The sequence below is a fragment of the Porphyromonas asaccharolytica DSM 20707 genome, from assembly GCF_000212375.1.
GTDB classification, from domain to species: domain Bacteria; phylum Bacteroidota; class Bacteroidia; order Bacteroidales; family Porphyromonadaceae; genus Porphyromonas; species Porphyromonas asaccharolytica.
This window is the reverse complement of sequence record NC_015501.1, coordinates 993,723-1,013,376: the sequence shown is the minus strand read 5'-3', so window position 1 is coordinate 1,013,376 and position 19,654 is coordinate 993,723. Positions and strand designations below refer to the sequence as shown.

18 protein-coding genes and 1 pseudogene are annotated in these 19,654 nt (G+C 53.8%); 18 read left to right on the top strand and 1 reads right to left on the bottom strand.

The annotated features are described in order from the left end of the window. The 17 genes and pseudogenes from PORAS_RS04060 to PORAS_RS03980 all read left to right on the top strand — a co-directional run bounded on the left by PORAS_RS04060 (nucleotide 1) and on the right by PORAS_RS03980 (nucleotide 16,965). Nucleotides 1-1,276, top strand: a pseudogene (locus PORAS_RS04060) (nucleoside permease). A gap of 42 nt (nucleotides 1,277-1,318) precedes the next feature. Then, nucleotides 1,319-2,074, top strand: a complete 756-nt coding sequence (locus PORAS_RS04055; RefSeq protein WP_013760266.1) for an MlaE family ABC transporter permease — start codon at nucleotides 1,319-1,321, stop codon at nucleotides 2,072-2,074. Nucleotides 2,075-2,096: 22 nt separating this feature from the next. Continuing rightward, nucleotides 2,097-2,816 carry an ABC transporter ATP-binding protein gene (locus PORAS_RS04050; protein ID WP_425357266.1) on the top strand — a complete coding sequence of 240 codons (720 nt, stop codon included), beginning with the start codon at nucleotides 2,097-2,099 and terminating at the stop codon, nucleotides 2,814-2,816. Between the two features lie 36 nt (nucleotides 2,817-2,852). Further along, the gene (locus tag PORAS_RS04045; protein ID WP_004331436.1) at nucleotides 2,853-3,767 is read left to right on the top strand and encodes an HlyD family secretion protein; all 915 of its coding nucleotides are present in this window, start codon (nucleotides 2,853-2,855) and stop codon (nucleotides 3,765-3,767) included. Between the two features lie 10 nt (nucleotides 3,768-3,777). Then, nucleotides 3,778-4,713: an ABC transporter ATP-binding protein gene (locus PORAS_RS04040; RefSeq protein WP_013760265.1), complete on the top strand. Its 936-nt coding sequence runs from the start codon at nucleotides 3,778-3,780 to the stop codon at nucleotides 4,711-4,713. 10 nt (nucleotides 4,714-4,723) lie between these two features. Next, nucleotides 4,724-5,470 carry an ABC transporter ATP-binding protein gene (locus PORAS_RS04035; protein ID WP_013760264.1) on the top strand — a complete coding sequence of 249 codons (747 nt, stop codon included), beginning with the start codon at nucleotides 4,724-4,726 and terminating at the stop codon, nucleotides 5,468-5,470. A 145-nt stretch (nucleotides 5,471-5,615) separates the two neighbouring features. Further along, on the top strand, nucleotides 5,616-6,047 hold the full coding sequence (locus PORAS_RS04030) for an Hsp20/alpha crystallin family protein (protein WP_013760263.1): 432 nt from the start codon (nucleotides 5,616-5,618) through the stop codon (nucleotides 6,045-6,047). 627 nt (nucleotides 6,048-6,674) lie between these two features. Then, nucleotides 6,675-7,364, top strand: a complete 690-nt coding sequence (locus PORAS_RS04025; RefSeq protein ID WP_155811467.1) for a hypothetical protein — start codon at nucleotides 6,675-6,677, stop codon at nucleotides 7,362-7,364. A gap of 962 nt (nucleotides 7,365-8,326) precedes the next feature. Next, complete coding sequence (locus tag PORAS_RS04020) at nucleotides 8,327-9,106, top strand: ParA family protein (protein WP_004331357.1); 780 nt, start codon at nucleotides 8,327-8,329, stop codon at nucleotides 9,104-9,106. 24 nt (nucleotides 9,107-9,130) lie between these two features. Next, nucleotides 9,131-10,027, top strand: a complete 897-nt coding sequence (locus tag PORAS_RS04015) for a ParB/RepB/Spo0J family partition protein (protein WP_013760261.1) — start codon at nucleotides 9,131-9,133, stop codon at nucleotides 10,025-10,027. 15 nt (nucleotides 10,028-10,042) lie between these two features. Beyond that, a complete protein-coding gene (locus PORAS_RS04010; RefSeq protein WP_013760260.1) occupies nucleotides 10,043-10,897 on the top strand; it encodes a DUF5683 domain-containing protein in 855 nt (284 codons plus the stop codon). Nucleotides 10,898-10,977: 80 nt separating this feature from the next. Further along, nucleotides 10,978-12,276: a lytic transglycosylase domain-containing protein gene (locus PORAS_RS04005; protein WP_245528056.1), complete on the top strand. Its 1,299-nt coding sequence runs from the start codon at nucleotides 10,978-10,980 to the stop codon at nucleotides 12,274-12,276. Nucleotides 12,277-12,318: 42 nt separating this feature from the next. Next, nucleotides 12,319-12,789: a PaaI family thioesterase gene (locus tag PORAS_RS04000; protein ID WP_004331350.1), complete on the top strand. Its 471-nt coding sequence runs from the start codon at nucleotides 12,319-12,321 to the stop codon at nucleotides 12,787-12,789. A gap of 142 nt (nucleotides 12,790-12,931) precedes the next feature. Next, complete coding sequence (locus tag PORAS_RS03995) at nucleotides 12,932-13,882, top strand: YitT family protein (protein WP_004331342.1); 951 nt, start codon at nucleotides 12,932-12,934, stop codon at nucleotides 13,880-13,882. Nucleotides 13,883-13,885: 3 nt separating this feature from the next. Further along, nucleotides 13,886-14,563 carry a peptidylprolyl isomerase gene (locus tag PORAS_RS03990; RefSeq protein ID WP_004331336.1) on the top strand — a complete coding sequence of 226 codons (678 nt, stop codon included), beginning with the start codon at nucleotides 13,886-13,888 and terminating at the stop codon, nucleotides 14,561-14,563. A gap of 13 nt (nucleotides 14,564-14,576) precedes the next feature. Next, the gene (locus tag PORAS_RS03985; RefSeq protein WP_013760258.1) at nucleotides 14,577-15,962 is read left to right on the top strand and encodes a methyltransferase RsmF C-terminal domain-like protein; all 1,386 of its coding nucleotides are present in this window, start codon (nucleotides 14,577-14,579) and stop codon (nucleotides 15,960-15,962) included. Between the two features lie 31 nt (nucleotides 15,963-15,993). Beyond that, the gene (locus PORAS_RS03980; RefSeq protein ID WP_013760257.1) at nucleotides 15,994-16,965 is read left to right on the top strand and encodes an NAD(P)-dependent oxidoreductase; all 972 of its coding nucleotides are present in this window, start codon (nucleotides 15,994-15,996) and stop codon (nucleotides 16,963-16,965) included. A 102-nt stretch (nucleotides 16,966-17,067) separates the two neighbouring features. Here PORAS_RS03980 and xseB read toward each other — a convergent pair whose 3' ends face one another. Then, nucleotides 17,068-17,301, bottom strand: coding sequence for an exodeoxyribonuclease VII small subunit (gene xseB, locus PORAS_RS03975; protein ID WP_013760256.1), 234 nt, complete (start codon nucleotides 17,299-17,301; stop codon nucleotides 17,068-17,070). A gap of 109 nt (nucleotides 17,302-17,410) precedes the next feature. Between xseB and PORAS_RS03970 the strand changes: the two genes are divergently transcribed. Next, complete coding sequence (locus PORAS_RS03970) at nucleotides 17,411-19,531, top strand: M3 family metallopeptidase (protein WP_013760255.1); 2,121 nt, start codon at nucleotides 17,411-17,413, stop codon at nucleotides 19,529-19,531. The last annotated feature ends 123 nt before the right edge of the window (nucleotides 19,532-19,654 follow it).

Genomic DNA, 19,654 nt, shown 5'->3' with positions numbered 1-19,654 from the left:
ATGACTAAAGAAAAAGAACAGATCAAGCTCAAGCTGATTGTGATGAACTTCCTCCAGTTCTTCATCTGGGGGGCATGGCTCATCTCTATGGGACGCTACATGGGCAATGTGATGCAGTACGACGGGCAGGAGGTCGGCGGACTCTTTGCTACGGCTGGCTTCGCAGCGATCATCACGCCCGCACTGACGGGTATCATCGCTGACCGATGGATCGGTGCCGAGCGGCTACTCTCGATCTGTCATCTACTCACGGGAGCCTGTCTGATTGCGGTCGGCTGCCTACCTATGGGGACACCCTTTGCGACTACCTGGCTAGTTATCTTTGGGGTCAACCTATTCTTTATGCCTACCTTATCACTCTCCAACACGGTCGCTTATCATGCTCTTGGCACAGTGCAGGCTGACATTGTCAAGGACTTTCCCCCGATACGTGTCTGGGGTACCATCGGCTTCATCGTAGCGATGTGGCTGGTCAACCTATTTAAGTGGATGGACAGCCCGATGCAGTTCAACCTGGGAGCCCTTGCGGCCATCGTCCTAGCGATCTACGCCTGGACACTACCCGCAGTACCGCATGGAGTCAAGAAGGCTCAGGAGGGGCGTCGCTCTCTCCTATCCATACTGGGGCTCGATGCATTGGTACTCTTTAAGAATAGGCAGATGGCGGTCTTTTTTACCTTCTGCATACTCCTCGGTGCAGCACTACAAGTGACCAATGCTTATGGTAAGTATGTATCTCGACCACTTCAAGGGGGTCACTGAGTATGCCGATAGCTTTGCGGTCAAGTATCCAAACATCCTACTATCACTCTCTCAGATCTCGGAGACACTCTTTATCCTAGCGATCCCGTTCTTCTTAAAGCGCTTTGGCATCAAGGGGGTGATGACGATGAGCTTTGCCGCGTGGTTTCTACGCTTCGGGCTCTTTGGCATAGGTGACCCAGGGATGCCGGGCATCATCGCACTCATTCTCTCGATGGTAGTCTATGGTATGGCATTTGACTTCTTCAATATCTCAGGCTCCATGTTTGTCGATCAGTCCGTATCGCCCTCGATGCGTGCTAGTGCTCAGGGGCTCTTCCTCCTGATGACCAATGGACTAGGTGTCGTCATCGGATCGCTAGGTGCTGGCTGGGTCGTCGAGCACTACACCACGTCTGGCGTAACTGCGTGGACGACCGTCTGGTACATCTTCGCAGGCTATGCACTTGTCACGGGACTACTCTTCTGGATTTTATTTCACCCCAAGCAGCTCTCGACAGCTCAATCCGCTTAAGATAAAGCCCCAGTCCTAGGAATCATACGAGTCCGCTAAGCAATGGCTAATCCAATCGGCAATGCTCTCAGTGTCATGGGCGAGTACACACTCCTCATGGTGCAAGTCTTCAGAAGACCTAAGAAGTGGGGCATCTTCTTCAAGCAATTGATCCGAGAGATGGCTAAGTATGGTCTTGACTCGATATGGATCGTTGTGATCATCAGTTTTTTCATTGGCACGGTGATCACGATCCAGCTCTCGATCAATATGAGTTCACCGCTCATACCACGCTTTACGATCGGCTACGCAGGGAGAGAGATCATGTTTCTCGAGTTCTCCTCCTCTATCATGTGTCTTATCCTCGCTGGCAAGGTAGGCTCTAGTATCGCCTCGGAGCTAGCTACCATGCGCGTGACCGAGCAGATAGACGCGATGGAGATTATGGGGGTCAACTCCGCCAACTTCCTCATCCTCCCTAAGATCCTCGGTCTGATGCTTTTCATCCCAGTGCTAAGCGTTATCAGTATGGCTACAGGGCTCGTGGGTGGATACTTGGCGACTTTCTTTATCCCGTCAATCACGCCCTCGGACTTTGAGATGGGGCTGCAGACATTCTTTGTTGTGAAGAATATCTTCTACTCGATCATCAAGTCGCTTGTCTACGCCTTCATCATCTCATCGGGTGCTAGTTACTTCGGCTATACGGTCAAGGGGGGTGCCCTCGGCGTAGGACGTGCCAGCACCAATGCGGTGGTCTCAAGCTGCGTGCTGATCCTCCTAGCCGATGTCGTGCTCACCAGTCTATTGTTTATGTAAGGCTATGAGAGAAGGGACTAAGATCATAGAGGTCAGAGGACTCAGCAAGGCGTTTGACGACAAGGTCGTCCTGAATGAGATCAATGCCACCTTTAAGCCAGGGAATATCAACTGCATCATCGGGCGTAGTGGTGCGGGCAAGACGGTCTTGCTCAAGAGTCTCATAGGTCTCATACAGCCCACATCGGGCGAGATACTTTTTGCTGGGCACAATATGATGCTCTTGTCCAAGGAGGAGCTCAAGCGACTAAGACAAGTCACGGGCGTACTCTTTCAGGGGTCAGCGCTCTTCGACAGTATGACCGTCTTGGAGAATGTTCTCTTCCCGCTGCAGCTCTTCTCCAAGCTATCGCCTCGAGAGCGCAAAGCACATGCTATGGCACTCCTAGAGCGGGTTGGTCTAGAGGGCGCTCAGAGCAAGTTCCCCGCAGAGATCAGCGGGGGTATGATGAAGCGTGTCGCCATAGCTCGTGCCGTGGCGCTTAACCCGCACTATCTCTTTTGCGATGAGCCAAACTCAGGGCTAGACCCTACTACCTCGGCATCGATAGACAAGCTACTCAAAGAGCTCACCGAGGAGTACCAGATCACAACGGTGGTCAACACACACGACATGAACTCCATCAAGACTATCGCTAACCATATCCTCTATCTAGACAAAGGACAGGTGGCGTGGCAAGGGGCACGTGAGGAGCTCAGCGGAGATATTCCAGCTTCTCTCAAAAACTTTCTTTACCTTTGATACGTTCCTTCCTTTTTTCTCTTTTTGGCAAATAAGATGACACACGCTAAGCGATATACAGGTTACCTCTTCCTCCTCACCCTCCTACTCTCATGGGGGTGCAAAGATCACAGCAGCGACTATTCCGCCCAGGGTATCTTTGAGGCGGAGGAGATCGTTGTCTCGGCCGTCACCTCCGGCGAGTTGCTGCGGCTAGACGTATCTGAGGGTGATCAGCTAGAAGAGGGACAGGTCGTAGGACTGATCGACACCACCTTCCTCGCACTGCAAAAAGATCTCGTCGACACGCAGCAGGCAACGATCAATGCAGCGGGACATACCAATGCAGCGACACAAGTCGCCCCGCTAGAGGCTCAGCTCAAAGCTCTCGACAAAGAGCGAAACCGCTACGCCCCGCTTGTAGCTCGTGGCGTCGTGGCACAGCGCACGCTAGACGAGATAGATGCTAAGATCTCTGCGGTCAAAGGGCAGATAGCCGCCGCACGAGCTACCATCGGACAGCAAAACCGCTCCACCAGTGGTAGCGGCGACGCTCTCTCCGTACAGGAGAGTCAGGTCGACCAGATGATCTCTCGGAGCTTCATCAAGGCGCCTATCTCGGGGACGGTGCTCACCGTTTACCTCCATCAGGGCGAGCTGGCAGGACAAGGCATGCCGCTCTTTCGCCTAGCCAACCTCAAGCAGATGTATCTGCGCGCTTACGTCACAGCGGAGCAGCTAGAGCATGTGACACTCGGGCAAGAGGTCTCCGTCTATAGTGACATGGGCGAGGAAGAGGCACAAGCCTACACAGGAGAAGTAGTCTGGATCTCCGACCGAGCTGAGTTTACCCCTAAGAACATACAAACCCCTGACGCCCGCGCCTCGCTCATCTATGCGATCAAGATACGAGTCCCCAACGACGGCAAGCTACGCATCGGACAGTATGGGCGTGTGGTACTAGACCAGTAGCAGTAGACCTATGTCTTTAGAGCAGGCGACCCAACCAGCAGTATCTTGCCAGGGTGTATGCAAGAGCTTTGGCAAGACCGTTGCGCTCCAGGGCATCGACCTCAGCGTCCGTGAGGGCGAGCTGCTCGGACTCATCGGTCCCGACGGAGCCGGCAAGACAACCCTCATACGCATCATCGCCACGCTCCTCAACCCCGACGCTGGCGCGGTCACCGTCTTAGGGCACGATGTCAAGCGCGACTACCGTCCGCTGCGTCATCAGATCGGCTACATGCCCGGTCGCTTCTCCCTCTACCAAGACCTCACCGTGCGGGAGAACCTCGAGTTCTTTGCCACCGTCTACAAGACGACCGTCGAGGAGAATTACCACCTCATCGAGGACATCTATAAGATGCTCCTCCCCTTCGAAAAGCGTCCCGCTGGCAAGCTCTCAGGCGGTATGAAGCAAAAGCTTGCTCTCTCCTGCGCACTCATTCACAAGCCACGACTGCTCCTCCTCGATGAACCGACCACAGGCGTCGATCCCGTCTCACGCCGTGAGTTCTGGCAGATGCTCTCCAAGCTACGAGAGCAAGGCGAGATCACGATGATCGTCAGCACCCCCTACATGGACGAGGCGGTGCTATGCGACCAAGTAGCCCTGATGAAAGATGGTCAGATCCTCTCCATAGACACCCCCGATGGGCTCGTATCAAATATGGATCGTGCGCTATGGTCCGCCACCGCAGAGGATATGGGCGACCTACTCCTCAAGTTGCGCAGCCTCCAAGGAGTGCTCAGCAGCTTTGCCTTTGGCGAGGCGCACCACTTCACCTTCGACGAGCAGCTCATCACCCCCGAGGAGATCCACACGCGCCTCCTAGAGCAAGGCGTCAAGGGACTAGACATCCGCAAGATCCCTCCCTCCATCGAGGACTACTTCCTCATCATCTCTCAAGAGTCTTAATCCACGCCCCATGCCCTCCACCGAGTATAGTATATTGGCCAATAAGCTCACCAAGCGCTTCGGCGACTTCACCGCTGTCGATGAGATCACCTTCGACGTCTTGCCGGGCGAGATCTTCGGCTTCCTAGGAGCCAATGGTGCTGGCAAAAGCACCGCCATACGTATGCTCACCGGACTGCTCAAGCCCACCTCAGGCTACGCCGAGGTCGCAGGCTATGACGTGCGCAAAGAGACCGAGCTGATCAAGCGAAACCTCGGCTACATGAGTCAGAAGTTCTCCCTCTACGACTACCTTTCTGTCGAGGAGAACATCTTCCTCTACGGACGCATCTACGGGCTCTCGCGACGCATCATACAGAGCCGTATGGAGCGACTCCTCGAGGAGCTCAACTTCTACGATCAGCGCAAGCTTCGCGTGGGCAGCCTACCCCTCGGGTGGAAGCAGAAGCTAGCCTTCTCCGTTGCTATCTTTCACCGCCCCAAGATAGTCTTCCTCGATGAGCCTACGGGAGGCGTAGACCCCGTAGCACGGCGACGCTTCTGGGAGCTTATCTACAACGCTGCCGCCGAGGGCATCACCGTCTTCGTCACCACTCACTATATGGACGAGTCGGAGTACTGCGACCGCATCTCTATCATGGTAGACGGGCAGATCAGAGCCCTAGACACCCCGCGAGCCTTAAAGCGACAATTTGACTGTGACTCGATGGATGAGGTCTTTTACCAGTTAGCCCGCGGTGCCAAGCGCTCGGAGTAGCCTCGCCAGTCACCCATTTGCGACAAATTGTCGCACTTCCAGTCGTTGGCTTACCCTTTGCTAGATAGTTAGTGCAGGTCACCCCGAGAGATCGGAAGCCCTGCACAGAGTAAGCATATAAACACCTATTAAAATCAATACTACTATGACACTATCAAGAAGAGACAACAACTGGATGCCAGCTCTATGGAGCGACCTACTAGACAACAACTGGATGATACGCCCTAACGCCACAGCGCCCGCTATCAACGTACTAGAGACTCCCAACGAATTTTGCGTAGAGCTAGCAGCTCCGGGCATGAAGCGCGAAGACTTCAACATCGAGATCAACGAGGAGCATGACCTAGTCATCTCCATGGAGCGCCACCACGAGGAGGAGCAGCACGACAACGAGCAGAGCCGCTACCTACGTCGCGAGTTCTCCTACAGCAAGTTCGAGCAGACCCTCATACTTCCAGACAATGTCGACGAGGAGCGCATCCAGGCACGCATGGCCGATGGCGTCCTCACCCTCTCGATCCCCAAGATCAGCGAAGAGGATCAACAGAAGGCTCGTCGCTCTATCGCTATCGAGTAATAGCACCACACCGCTAGACCTGAGCCTATCGCTCTAGTCTTACCATAAAAATCTAACACACCTAGTAGCCCCGCTTGGTTCGCACCGAGTGGGGCTACTACTTTTCGCCCCTGAGGAGACTGTTGAAAAAGCCAACAGGCTCTTTTGGGTCAAAGTCCTGCCGTTACACTGTCGCCTCATAGGCTATAGACGATGCAAAGGTAATAAGTATGACAAGTGAGGCTACTCGCTACTGCCCTCTAGAGCATTCAACGAAAGATTCTATCCTGCAAACGTATCAACAGCCCCCAAGAACTGAAGCAACCAAAATCTGTAGGACACCAAATCCATAGCTCGCACCACCCTAAAGAGCAATATGCTTCAAACTTCTAATGCTATTGCCCTGTTACACAAGCCCCAAAACCTCTACAATTCATTTTTTGTATCTTAGTTGGCGTAAACAAGATGTGTCTCCGTATGAAAGCTCATAAATCTCTCCGATGCTCCCTGTTGTGTGGGTGGCTACTCCTCTCACTCCACCTCCTCTCATATGCCCAACAGACAGAGCTACAGATCTACGGTCTTGTCAGCTCTAACGCAACGACACCTACTGAGGCCTATTCACCTCGTAAGGTGCAACAACTCTCTATGAGAAATATGCAACGAGGGAAGCCTCTCCAGATAAATCTCGTCTACAAGGATGATGCCCCGATGAAGATGGGGTACAAAGAGGTACTAGAGCATGCCACCAAGATGTGGGGTGACAACCTAACCGTCTCCGAGCAAACGAGGGGGCTTCAATTGGCTGGATGTATAGGGGACGAAAACGGGTGCCTATTAGAAATAGAAGTCACTCCAGAAGGGAATTGGTACACCCTCCCTATAGAGTATGTCCAAATAGGACAGGCATATCTTTATGATGGAAAGATTGTAAAGACATCTCTGAGTGAGAGTATAGAAGTAAATGACCTTGCGACATATGCTCTTACTCCTATTCATAAACTGTGTCCTTATGAATTTGATGACATCCTCGTCACACTATACGTACATAAAAAGGATGCGGTAATAGCATCGTCCCCTTTATCTTTGAGAAAGCTCTTTACCTCAAACTCCTCCCCTACTTCTAAAGGGTCGTCTTTTACTATGACCTTAACCTCTTCATCTGCCTTGCAGATAACATTTCAGGATTTGGAAGAACATCAGATTCGACTGCATAGCTTATCAGGAGAGTTTTTTATTTCTGAAGAGGCTCTAGGCAGTACAACCTTAACACTGCCGACCACCTTAGATATAGCTCACTATATCCTCCAAGTAGATAACAAAACCATCAAACTATAGTACGATCTAGTCATCACGATGGAGCGCCACCACAAGGAGGAGCAGCAGAAGGCTCGTCGCTCTATCGCTATCGAGTAATAGCACCACACCGCTAGACCTGAGCCTATCGCTCTAGTCTCACCATAAAAATCTAACACACCTAGTAGCCCCGCTTGGTTCACACCGAGTGGGGCTACTTGCTTATAGGGCTTTCTGACCGCTCCCCCAGGGGCGGGGAAGTCGCCGATCTGCTTTCCCAAAAGTTTCCTCCCTTGGAAAAATAAATTTCCAACGCTGGAAACTTTATTTTCCTCCGTAGGAAATCTCGAATTCCTCCGCTGGAACCGAAGAGTTCCTCCCTTGGAACTTTTTAGTTCCAAACGGGGAACAGCTTTTGAAACTCATATCCGTCTCAAAAACAGCACAATACGAGTAACCCTTTGCTTTCTAAGTTCATATGCAAGTAAAATGCGAAGTTTTTTCTCGTTTCGGAAACTCAGTCGACTTCTCTTCGGGTGAACCGCTCGGCGGGGTGGAAGCATCCACCGTAGGGGCGGACCTGCGTGTCCGCCCGTCCTCACCTGAGCGCAGTCTATTCTGCGGGCGGACACGCAGGTCCGCCCCTACACAAGCTACGTCAGCACGACAATTCCATTCATCAAACGCTGTAACCTCGATCTGTAGGGACACACGGTCTGTGCGTCCGTTCCCATTAAAGCCCCGACACTGTAACCCTTGACGCAACGGACGCACGGGCCGTGCGTTCCTACAAATCGTTACACGTATCACAGTACTACAACGGATGCCCTCCCGCTAGACACTTCCGTGCGTCCCTACTTTATCGTTACTCGTCTTTGCACCTCTACAAACCGCTTTGCGTCTCGCTTTGCCGCGATTCTGAGGAATCCAAGTTATCAACAACTAAGCGTCTATGTCTAGATTATTCTGTAGCTTTGACGCGTTATTTATGACTGATATGTATCATGGGTAGAATCATCTCTCTTGCTAATCAGAAGGGTGGAGTCGGCAAAACAACCACTACGATCAACCTCGCAGCCTCTCTGGCTGTACTCGAGAAGAAGGTGCTCGTCGTCGATGCCGACCCGCAGGCAAACGCTTCGTCGGGACTGGGCGTCAACTCCACGACCCTCAGCGAGACTATCTACGAGTGTCTCATTGGTGGACTACCGCTCGACAAGGTGGTGCGCCCCACGCATGTGGACAATCTCTTCATACTCCCCTCACACATTGACCTGGTCGGAGCAGAGATAGAGATGCTCCAGCTCAAGGATCGCGAGACAGTCATGAGAGAGATGCTCCGCCCTGTCGTGGATCAGTATGACTACATCCTCATCGACTGCTCGCCCTCACTCGGCATCATCACGGTCAATGCTCTAGTCGCTAGTCATGCGGTGATCATCCCCGTGCAGTGCGAGTACTTTGCACTAGAGGGTATCTCTAAGCTCCTCAACACGATACGTATTATCAAGAGCCGGCTCAACCCGGCGCTAGAGATCGAAGGCTTTCTCCTCACTATGTACGATAGCCGTCTGCGACTGGCTAATCAGGTGTACGATGAGGTCAAGGAGCACTTCGGGCAGCTTGTCTTCGACACGGTCATACAGCGCAATGTCAAGCTAAGCGAGGCCCCTAGCCACGGCTTGCCGGCACTCCTATATGATGCCGACAGCAAGGGGGCGATCAATCACCTTCAGCTGGCCGAGGAGCTGATCCGTCGCACGGCTCAGCGTGCTGCGCTATAAACACACCCTACCCCCACGATCATCATGACGAACAAGAAGAAAGAGAACAAAGTAATAGGCAGAGGACTAGACGCTCTACTCGGAGATATGAGCAACTCCTCTAGCATTAGCGAGATAGCTATCGACCAGATCGAACCTAATCCAGATCAACCTCGTAGGCACTTTGACCCAGAGAGTCTCGAGGAGCTGGCGGCCTCCATACGTGCCCTCGGCATCGTGCAGCCTATCACGGTGCGGGAGCTGACCGATGGACGGCATCTCATCATATCGGGTGAGCGTCGCTGGCGTGCCTCTAAGCTGGCCAACCTGACCTCTATCCCGGCATACATCGTCAAGGCTGATGACGAGAAGGTGGTCGAGATGGCACTAATCGAAAACATCCAGCGCGAAGACCTCAACGCTATCGAGATAGCACTCACCTACAAGCGTCTCCTAGAGCACTCTGAGGGGACGCAAGAGGAGCTCGCAAAGAAGGTAGGCAAGACGCGCTCCTCGATCAGTAACTACCTGCGTCTCCTGCGCCTGCCCGCAGAGGTGCAGCTGGGACTGACGGAGAAGAAGATCGACATGGGTCACGCTCGTGCCATACTGAGCCTGACCGACCCAGCACAGCAGCTGAAGCTTTACCAGACCACGCTCTCGGAGCATCTGAGTGTGCGACAGGTAGAGGCTCTAGCCAATGAGATGCAAGAGCCGAGCCAAGAAACTACACAAGCGAGCAAGAAGAGACAGACGCTCTCCAAGCTCGCTTCCCATGGCAATGATTATGCTCCTCTAGCTAAGCAGCTGAGTAGCTTCTTCGGTACGAAGGTCTCCCTACGCTGTAAGGAGAGCGGTAAGGGAAGCATCACGATCCCCTTTAGCTCTGAGGAGCAGCTCATAGAGATCTGCTCGATCCTAGAGGGCGGAGCTAACCACTAGTCAGCAGCCTAAGAGATGCTCCGCACTGCTCTGACCCGCTCACTACTCGTCCTCGTGATGAGCTGCGCTATAGCTTGCTACAGTGGCACGGCTCTCCATGCGACCGCACTCGTAATGTCACAAGACACGACTACGGTGGCGGTCGACACGTTGGGCACGAGTCTGTCCGACACGCTCCGCACGAAAGCTTCGAGCGAACAGGTCTCCGTCCCGACAGCTACCCAGGCGAAGCGTCAAGTTGCTGGAGACTCTACCACAACGGCAACGATGCCTGCGAGTTCGCCTGAAGCTTTGCAGCGTACCACTGCGGCGCAAGTGACCAAGCAATCGAGAGGCGTACCTTTTATCCATAAGATGGCCAGGTGGTTCACACGCTACCCCAACTCGGGCGTAGCTCTCATCTGCTCCATCGTACCTGGCGGCGGTCAGCTCTACAATCAGCGCTACTGGAAGATACCGATCGTACTCTCAGCTATGACTGCTGGTGTCTATGCGATTACTTGGAATCAGCGACTCTACCACGAGTACCACACCGCCTACGCTGATCTGCTGAGCGAGAATCCGCTCGATCACACCTCCTGGCAAGCCTTTATACCGCCTGGTGCTGATCCTACTAAATATGTCTCCGATGGTAACCTACGCTCGCGTCTAGAGCGTGGCTCCAAGCAGTACAAGGAGAGTAGAGACCTGAGTATCGTCATCTCGGCGGCACTCTATCTCCTCTCAGCGCTAGACGCTTATGTCGATGCGGAGCTATACTACTTTAATGTGTCCCCACAGCTCACGATCGATATGGGCGAGGGACTACGTGACAAGCCTTCAGGGCCTCGACCTCAAAGTGTGATGGTCGGTGCCTCTGTGCGTTTTTAGACAAAAAACTCTTTATGAAGACCCCTATCCTGAGACACGCTTGTGTCAGAATCACGACCTATATAATTCTCATTTGTTGCTTGCCAACACTCCTAGCAGCGGCACCCTGGTATGAATCCCTGGACAGTGTAGACACGGAGGGCGCCATCGAGCTAGACGCTGTCACAGCTCGCAAAGAGCTCCGGGAGAGTCTGCCGAAGAGTCTTGACACTGATCTAGGTCTGCTCATGGAGACCTGGCGTACGGGCTATGCGACACAGCAACGCTTTGAGGTGCCGTGCGGCTCCTACAAGACAGAAGACATTCGCTCACTGAGTGATTCCGTACTGATCTCACGACTGAAGGCTCTACCTACCGTCATACCGATCCCCTACAACGCTATGGTCAAGGAGGGTATAGCTACCTACATCTCTGACCGTCCTCGGCTGATACGTGTCATCCTCGCTCTCGGAGACTACTACTTCCCCATTATGGAGGAGATCTTCGACCGTAACGGACTACCGGTCGAGCTGGTTTACCTCACAGTCATAGAGTCAGCGCTCAATCCCTTTGCCGTTTCACCTGCTGGCGCTTCTGGACTTTGGCAACTGATGCTCCCCACGGGACGCAGCTTGGGGTTAACGATCAATAGCCTTGTCGACGAGCGATTTGACGTTTATAAGAGTACTGAAGCAGCGGCGATCTATCTCAAGCAGCTCTACGGGCTCTTTGACAATTGGCTCCTAGCTATCGCTGCGTACAACTGCGGTCCGGGCAATGTCACCAAAGCCATCCGACGCTCTGGGGGGAAGAACACCTTCTGGGGAGTCTATCCCTATCTACCCCGTGAGACACGCAACTACATTCCGCTTTTCATCGGAGCCTATTACGCCTGCTACTACCACAACGAGCACAACATCTGTCCACAGGCACAGTCTATGCCGCTTGCGACCGACACGCTAGCCGTGCAGATACCGCTCACCTTTGCCCAGATCTCTCAAAGCACAGGCATACCCACCGAACAGATACGCACACTCAACCCGCAATACAAGCGAGGAGTCATCCCCGCCGCTGGAGCGACACCCTACACCATCCGACTACCACTAAAAGGCATCTCACGACTCGATGAGGCGCTCATCTACCTGCGACGTAATCATAAGGAGGAGCTATCCAAGCAAATATCCGAAGCGCGAGAAGAGATCAAGCAAGCACCCGCTCCCACACAAAAGAGCAAAGCTACCAAAGCTCGCTACAAGACTTATAAAGTACGTCGTGGCGACAGTCTTGCCAAGATTGCCAAGCGACATGGGGTCTCTGTCGCTGCCCTCAAGCGAGCCAACGGACTCAAAGGTCGTAATCCCAAACTTCGACCTGGACAACGACTGAAGATCCCCAAATAAATCTAACCTCTAAAGTCTAATCTCTAACTTCTAAAGTCCAGTATGTCCGCCATCCAAGACCTCTACGCTCCCGAGTACAGCCACTGCTGGGGCTGTGGAGCAGCACACCCTTACGGTCTGCATCTCAAGAGCTATCTCAGCGACGATCACGCTTACTGTTACTGCCATCACACGCCCGATGCTGTCTACACAGGCGGGGTCCCCGACAACCTATACGGAGGCTTCATCGCCATGCTCTTCGACTGCCACGGCACAGCCGCAGCCGCTGCTCTTTACTTAGCAGCTCACGAGGAGGAGCTGACGGCTGAGAGCCTCCAGCGCTTCATCACCGCACATCTAGAGGTGGACTACCTCGCTCCGACTCCGATGGGTGTCGAGCTAGAGATCCGTGCTTACCCCGTAGAGGTGACCGATCGTAAAGTCATCCTATCACTCGAGCTGCACTGTGGCGAGCGCATCACCGCTCGTGGCAAGATGGTCGCTGTTAAGCATCGCCGTCCCGCTGCAGAGTGAGCAAGTCTTAACAAGCAAAGTCGCACAAGTCTGTAGAGTCTACGAGATTGAGTAACTTTGTGAGCCTGCTGAGGGTACAGCCTTACCATTGTGGGGCTTCGTGCGCTCTTCTTAGCATTGGATACATTATTCATTAGCACCCATGCCTACATCTACGTCCGGCTCCACGCTATCTGCTCCTATCAAGAAAGCTATACCGCCACATGAGCGACAGACCTTCACTCCGAGACGCTCTCCACTAGCCGTGGAGATACTTTACCTCGTCCTCGGTGCTATCTGTCAGGCCGTCGCTTATGCCTGCTTCATAGCTCCCGCCAACATTGTCCCTGGAGGATGCTATGGACTCAGTATCACGATCAACTATCTGACGCAGGGGACCTTTGAGGCGTTTCCTGAGGGGCTACCGATTGGTGCCGTGGCGCTCTGCTTCAACGTACCCTTCTTCCTCCTAGCGGCTCGCTCTCTAGGCTTACGAAGCGGAGGCAAGACGATCGCTACCTTTCTCCTCATCTCTATCTGCACCGACCTGATCACCACGATGACACGAGACATGGTCATCGTGAGCAACGATAAGTTTCTCTCTTCCGTCTATGGCGGTGCTATCCTCGGACTAGGCGTGCTACTCACCTTCAAGGCGGGCAGCACCAGTGCCGGTACCGATGTCATCGCTCGCGTACTCTCTAAGGGCAACAACCTCAAGACTAGCCACATGATCATAGCCGTAGACTCTGCTGTGGTACTCTTCGGACTGGTCGCTTTTGGAGATGTCAGCGTGCCGCTCTACTCCTGGATCACCATCTTTGTCTATGGTAAGGTGGTGGACTTCCTACAGCCTGAGAACCCCAACAAAGCGATCTTCATCGTCTCCGACCACACCGCTGAGCTACGCACGCTTATCATTGAGCAGCTTAACCTCCGCGGCACCTTCCTCCATGGTAGCGGTATCTACGCTGGAGCGGAGCGTGACATTATCTTTATGATTGTGGAGCGCAAACATGTCAACAAGCTCAAGAAAGCCGTACTCCTCGCTGACCCCAAAGCCTTTATCGCAACAACCAATGCGACCAACGATACAGCTCCAAAGATTATCTAGTTTATGAAACAGTTTGCCACCCTCTTACTCCTCTTAGCACTTTGCGTCACCTCGCTCACGGCTCAGACAGAGAGCGAGGCACTACCCGCAGGGCGACGGGTGCTTGTGGAGACTTCACAGGGAGACTTCACGCTCTTGCTCTATGACGACACGCCTCTACACCAAGCTGCCTTCCTAGAGCATGTACGTCGAGGAGACTACGAGGGAGTCTTGATGCACCGTGTCATAGCTCAGTTTATGGTTCAGGGAGGTAATCTCTCGACCCGTGGAGCGACACGCCAGACGGATGTCTCTATAGACACCCTCTCGACCACCATCCCTGCAGAGATCCTGCCCAACCATATCCATAAGCGAGGAGCACTAGCAGCAGCACGTGTCGCTGGTGAGGAGAATCCTGAGATGCGTTCCTCGGGCAGTCAGTTTTACATCGTCACGGGGAGCTACTATACAGACTTTGACCTAGATGATATAGCAGCTCAGCGTGAGTGGGACTACACGCCTGAGCAGCGCCAGGAGTACAAGTTGCAAGGTGGCGCTCCTTGGTTGGACAGGCAGTACACCGTCTTTGGCGAAGTGATCGATGGCATGCGCACGATCACCAAGATCGAAGACCTCCCGACCGACGAAACCAACCGTCCTAAGCGAGATGTGATCATCAAGCGCATGACGCTCTTGCCCTAACTTCACCGACACAATGCATACTCCCGTCCCGTCAGAATTAAGAGCAAAGCTACAACTAGACTACCCTGAGCATGCCGCCCGCATTGTCGAGGCACTAGAGACGCTCCCCACGGTCTCTCTGCGTCTTAACCCAGCCCGCACACTGACCACCCCACCCCACGCAGAGCTTCGAGACGGTGCTATACCGTGGCTACCGGCAGAGCTCGAGGGCTACTGGCTCAGCGAGCGACCCACCTTTGCACTAGATCCACTGTGGCACGCTGGCGCTTACTATGTGCAGGACGCTAGTGCTATGACACTCGCCACCATCTGGGAGCGACTCGACTGGCACACAGCGCCTCGGCTAGCACTAGACCTCTGCGCAGCACCTGGAGGCAAGAGTACGCTCCTCCGCGACCTGCTCCCCGAAGAGACACTCCTCGTGAGCAACGAAATACTACCCAAGCGGTGCAAGATCCTTGTGGAAAACCTAGTCAAGTGGTGCGGTGCTGACCAAATGATCATCACACAAGAAGACCCACAGCAGCTCACGCCCCTACTACGAGGAGCGTGTGACCTCATACTGGTCGATGCTCCCTGCAGTGGCGAGGGACTGATGCGCCGTGACGAAGAGGCGAGACGTATGTGGTCGCCTCAGCTCGTCTCTGACTGCGTGACCCGCCAGCGGGCGATCCTACAGGAGGCGATGCGTATGCTGGCTCCCGAGGGTATACTCCTCTACGCCACTTGCACCCTCAATCAAGAGGAAAACGATCAAATGGTTCAGTGGCTCCTTGACCACTATCCCTGCGAGCTCATTGACCTCTCCCGCTCTGCTGAGCGCATCGCAGGAGCTTATGCCACTTCGTATGGTCTGCACCTCTGGCCAGGCATCGTACGAGGAGAGGGCCAATACCTCGCTGCACTACGCCTCACCGACATCGTTGAGACCCCGAGCGAAGCGCGCAAGGCAAAAGGCTTAACACGCACCAGCCGACAGGAGTTAGCCGGTCTCTCTTGGCTCAACGAACCAACATCCGCCGATTACTACACCATCGGTGAGCGCATCTACCAGCTCACGCCCGAGGCGGCTCAGCTCGTTGCTGAGGCGTACAGAGAGCGTCTCGCCGTTGCCACGCCAGGACTAGAGATAGCCTCCATGCGCCACCAGGCGAAAGGCTACGAGCCCTCCTTTGCCCTGCTACACCATAAGCTATATAATGCGACGAGCCTGCCCGCTCTAGAGCTACCTCTGCAAGAGGCCCTACGCTATCTGCGCGGCGAGGCACTCACGACAGAGACCCCGACAGAGCGAGGCATCACCATCATCACTTATCGAGGCATCCCCTTAGGCTTGGCACACAGCACAGGTACACGGCTCAACAACTTATACCCTAAGCCGTATCGCCTACGCATCTAAAGACAAAACACCTAACCTGATATACAACATTATGGACAAGAAAAAGAAAGTACTCATCTCCTTTGATACCGTACGCCCCGGCTTCGAGGAGCTGGCCGAGTGGGCCGATATGACCCGTCGCCCCGAGGGCGAGAGCTTCACACGTGAGGAGATGATGGAGATAGGCGCACAATATGATGCGCTCGCCACGCAGTTTACCTTCCCCGTAGATCGTGAGCTGATTGACGCTTTCCCAAACATCAAGCTGATCGCCAACTATGGTGTCGGCTATAACAACATCGATGTCGCCTATGCGCATAGCAAAGGGATCACCGTAACCAATACCCCTCGTGCCGTCATCCAGCCTACGGCAGAACTAACCATGGGACTACTCCTGAGCTGCAGTCGCAAGATCGCTATGTGGGATCGTCACATGCGCCGCACCAAGAGCAGTAGCAAGTCGCTCTCTGACAGCTCAGGTATGGCGACCAACCTCTGTGGCAAGACCATCGGCATCATCGGCTATGGCAATATAGGTCGTGCCGTGGGACATATGGCACAAGCCTTTGGTATGACCGTCCTCTACAACAAGCGTCACCAGCTTGATGCTGGGACCGAGCAAGAGCTAGGAGTTACCTATGCCGACCTGGACAAGATCTTTACAGAGAGTGATGTCGTATCCCTCCACACCCCTTACAATGAAGACTCGCACCACTTAGTCTCAGCTAGTCGCTTAGCGCAGATGAAGCGCTCAGCTATCCTCATCAATGCAGCGCGCGGAGCAGTTGTTGACGAGGCTGCCCTCGTGCATGCGCTCCAGACAGGCGAGATAGCTGCTGCGGGGCTAGACGTCTTCGAGCATAGCGACAACCCGCTCCCCGAGCTGTACGAGATGGAGCAGGTGACTATGACGCCACACGTCGGCACGCAGACCTACGAAGCGCGAGTCGCTATGGCGCAGGAGCTGTGCAACTGCATCATCGGCTACTTCGAGGGGGACCGCCCCATCAGCATCGTTCGATAAAGGTAAGTCCCTCACTACAAACACACAGCAGTAACTCCACGGAAGGTGTCCCGCCACGCCTTCCGTGTTTTTTTTGTTTCTCTCAGACCACTACTCGGACTACTATTCTGAGCTCTCGTCAAGCTGCTGGAGGAGCTGTGAGACCTCCTTATCGATAGAGGTGAGCCGTGTGGAGCAAAACTGTATCAAGCCGGTCGCCTCCTCGATGAGCTTGGTCAGTTCGTCCACCTCTATATCGCCCGTCTCAAGGAGCCTCACGATCTCCTGAATACGTGTGATAGCCTCTTGGTAAGTCTGCTGTGGTTGCTCCGTCTGGGCGTTGCTCGCGTCAGTCATAGGGATATGTGTTTAATTATTAGTATCTTTGTCTCGTGTAGTATCTCGTCAGGATACCTCATCGCTATGCAAAAGTAACTATATATATCATACCAAACGAACTAAGACTATGCGTAGACAAGTAATTATGCTACTAGCCATCGCCATGATGCTGACCGCTTGTAACAAGCAGAAGCAGCAGCAGACTGACCTGGCTGACAATCCATTCGTTCATCCAAGTGAAACTTACATGAATGCACCCGACTTTACCAAGATCAAGGCAGAGCACTTTGCGCCCGCCTTCGACGAGGGTATGCGTCAGCACAACGAGGAGATAGCAGCCATCGTAGACAATGCTGAGGCACCTACCTTTACCAATACCATCGAGGCGCTCGAGCGTGCTGGACAGGTACTCCAGCGCACCTCAGCTGTCTTCTTCGCACTGACCAGTGCCGACACCAACGATGAGCTACGCGCCATCGAGGAGGAGTACGTACCCAAGCTCACGGCACACAGCGACGAGATTATGCTCAACGACAAGCTCTTCGCTCGCATCAAGACCGTCTACGAGACTGGTCTCGAGGGACTACAGCCCGACCAGGTACGACTCACCAAGCAGTACTACGACAACTATGTCAAGGCTGGTGCTAACCTATCCGCTGAGGATAAGGAGAAGCTCAAGAAGCTCAACGGCGAGGAGGCTGAGCTCACCGCTAAGTTTGGCAATATGCTGACCGATGCAACGAATGTACCCGTCTTCTTTACCGACAAGGCTCAGCTCGACGGTCTCTCTGACAGCGAGCTACAAGAGGCTGCCGACCTAGCTAAGGAGGAGGGCAAAGAGGGCCAGTGGGCTATACGCCTAGTCAATACGACCCAGCAGCCCGTCATGGCTAAGCTCAACAACCGCGACACACGCAAGGCTATCCTCGAGGCTTCCATCAATCGCTGCAACAACGGCGATAAGTACGACACGCAGGAGATCATCAAGCGTCTCGCTACGCTCCGTGCTGAGAAGGCTCAGCTACTAGGCTTCAAAACCTTTGCTGACTGGACGCTACAGGACGCACTCGCTAAGAATGGGGAGACAGCTCGCAACTTCCTCGATCGTCTTGCTAAGCTCTACCAGCCTAAGGCTGCTGAGGACGCTAAGATGCTAGAGGAGTTCGCACAGAAGAGCGAGGGCCCCGACTTCAAGCTCGAGGCTTACGACTGGGCTTACTACGCAGAGAAGATGCGCAAAGAGCAGTACGACATTGATGAGACACAGCTCAGCGAGTACTTCGTCCTAGACAACGTACTACATGACGGTGTCTTCTACGCTGCCAACAAGCTCTATGGTCTCACCTTCGAGCAGCGCACCGATGTTTCTGTTTACAACCCAGACGTGACAGTATATGATGTCAAGAATGAGCAGGGCGAGGTGATCGCACTCTACTACTTCGATCCCTATGCACGTCCCTCTAAGAGCGGTGGTGCCTGGATGAGCAACTTCGTCGAGCAGTCTACCCTCCTAGGCAACAAGCCAGTCATCTACAACGTCTGCAACAATAAGAAGCCCGCTGCCGGTCAGCCCTGTCTGATGACTTGGGATGAGGTGACGACCCTCTTCCACGAGTTCGGTCATGCGCTACACGGTATGCTCTCTACGCAGACCTATCCTTCGATCTCTGGGACTAATGTCTCAAGAGACTTCGTCGAGTTCCCCTCACAGTTCAACGAGCACTGGGCTTCTGAGCCTACTGTCTTTGCCAACTATGCTAAGCACTACAAGACAGGCGAGCAGATGCCTGCTGAGCTACGTGATAAGATGATTGCTGCTGGCAACTTCAACCAAGCTTACTCAATCGGTGAGAACATTGCCGCATCACTCATCGACCAGTGCTGGCATGCACTCGCTGTAGGTGATAAGGTTGATGACGTTCAGGCTTTTGAGCAGGAAGCACTCACTAAGTACGGAATGCTCAATGCACAGATCCCACCCCGCTACCGCTCACCTTACTTCCGTCACATCTGGAGCAACGACTACTCAGCAGGTTACTACTCCTACCTCTGGAGCGAGGCTGTAGACAACGAGGTCTACGCTTGGATCGAGGCTCACGGAGGTATGACTCGTGAGAACGGACAGCGCCTAGCCGACATCCTCCTCTCTCGTGGTAACAGCGAGGACCTGATGGTACTCTTCGAGCAGTTCACCGGACACAAGGAGGTCGACATCGAGCCACTCCTACGCTTCCGCGGTCTCCGCTAATCATACAGCGCGGCTAGCCGAGTAAATCGTAGCTAGCGCTAGATCAATACAGACAATCGAGTAGGTCGGGAAACGAAAGTTTTCTGACCTACTTTCGTTTCCTTTCCTCTCACACCACCGTAC

Coding starts and splice junctions, on each gene's coding strand:
- PORAS_RS04055 (WP_013760266.1), top strand. CDS start 1,319: ATGGCTAATCCAATCGGCAATGCTCTCAGTGTCATGGGCGAGTACACA.
- PORAS_RS04045 (WP_004331436.1), top strand. CDS start 2,853: ATGACACACGCTAAGCGATATACAGGTTACCTCTTCCTCCTCACCCTC.
- PORAS_RS04040 (WP_013760265.1), top strand. CDS start 3,778: ATGTCTTTAGAGCAGGCGACCCAACCAGCAGTATCTTGCCAGGGTGTA.
- PORAS_RS04035 (WP_013760264.1), top strand. CDS start 4,724: ATGCCCTCCACCGAGTATAGTATATTGGCCAATAAGCTCACCAAGCGC.
- PORAS_RS04030 (WP_013760263.1), top strand. CDS start 5,616: ATGACACTATCAAGAAGAGACAACAACTGGATGCCAGCTCTATGGAGC.
- PORAS_RS04025 (WP_155811467.1), top strand. CDS start 6,675: ATGAGAAATATGCAACGAGGGAAGCCTCTCCAGATAAATCTCGTCTAC.
- PORAS_RS04020 (WP_004331357.1), top strand. CDS start 8,327: ATGGGTAGAATCATCTCTCTTGCTAATCAGAAGGGTGGAGTCGGCAAA.
- PORAS_RS04015 (WP_013760261.1), top strand. CDS start 9,131: ATGACGAACAAGAAGAAAGAGAACAAAGTAATAGGCAGAGGACTAGAC.
- PORAS_RS04010 (WP_013760260.1), top strand. CDS start 10,043: ATGCTCCGCACTGCTCTGACCCGCTCACTACTCGTCCTCGTGATGAGC.
- PORAS_RS04000 (WP_004331350.1), top strand. CDS start 12,319: ATGTCCGCCATCCAAGACCTCTACGCTCCCGAGTACAGCCACTGCTGG.
- PORAS_RS03995 (WP_004331342.1), top strand. CDS start 12,932: ATGCCTACATCTACGTCCGGCTCCACGCTATCTGCTCCTATCAAGAAA.
- PORAS_RS03990 (WP_004331336.1), top strand. CDS start 13,886: ATGAAACAGTTTGCCACCCTCTTACTCCTCTTAGCACTTTGCGTCACC.
- PORAS_RS03985 (WP_013760258.1), top strand. CDS start 14,577: ATGCATACTCCCGTCCCGTCAGAATTAAGAGCAAAGCTACAACTAGAC.
- PORAS_RS03980 (WP_013760257.1), top strand. CDS start 15,994: ATGGACAAGAAAAAGAAAGTACTCATCTCCTTTGATACCGTACGCCCC.
- xseB (WP_013760256.1), bottom strand. CDS start 17,301: ATGACTGACGCGAGCAACGCCCAGACGGAGCAACCACAGCAGACTTAC.
- PORAS_RS03970 (WP_013760255.1), top strand. CDS start 17,411: ATGCGTAGACAAGTAATTATGCTACTAGCCATCGCCATGATGCTGACC.